Raw genomic sequence first — 471 nt, forward strand, 5'->3', positions numbered from 1 at the left:
CGGGGGGGCGGGGGGGGGGGGGGGGGGGGGGTGGGGGGGGGGGGGGGTGTGGGGGGGGGGGGGGGGGGGGGGCGCGCCTGGCCGCCCCGCCCCACCCCCCCCCCGGGGGTGGGTGGCGCACCTGCTCGTCGGCCTCACCGCCCTTGAACAGTCGACTTTTCGTGCGGGGGCGGTTGGTGCGGCGGGGGTGGTGGTGATCGGGGCGGCGGTTCCGAGCGGGGTGCCTTGGGTGTGGTTTGGCGTGGGAAGTCGGGCCGGCCGACGTTTCGCATGGGGGCGGGTGGTGCGGTGGGGAGTTGTTGTGACCCGGGGGCCGACTCGGGGCGCGGCGCCTTGGTGTGGTTCGGCGTGTGAAAAAGGGGGGGCCCCAGAAAAAACCCGGGGGGTGGGGAACCCCCCCCCCCCGGCGCCCCCCCCCCCCCCAGAGGGGGGTTACCCGCCCGGCCCCCAAACCCGCCCACTGCCCCCCCC

The organism is Kitasatospora sp. NPDC127116 (assembly GCF_042677365.1).
Classification (GTDB): domain Bacteria; phylum Actinomycetota; class Actinomycetes; order Streptomycetales; family Streptomycetaceae; genus Kitasatospora; species Kitasatospora lactacystinica.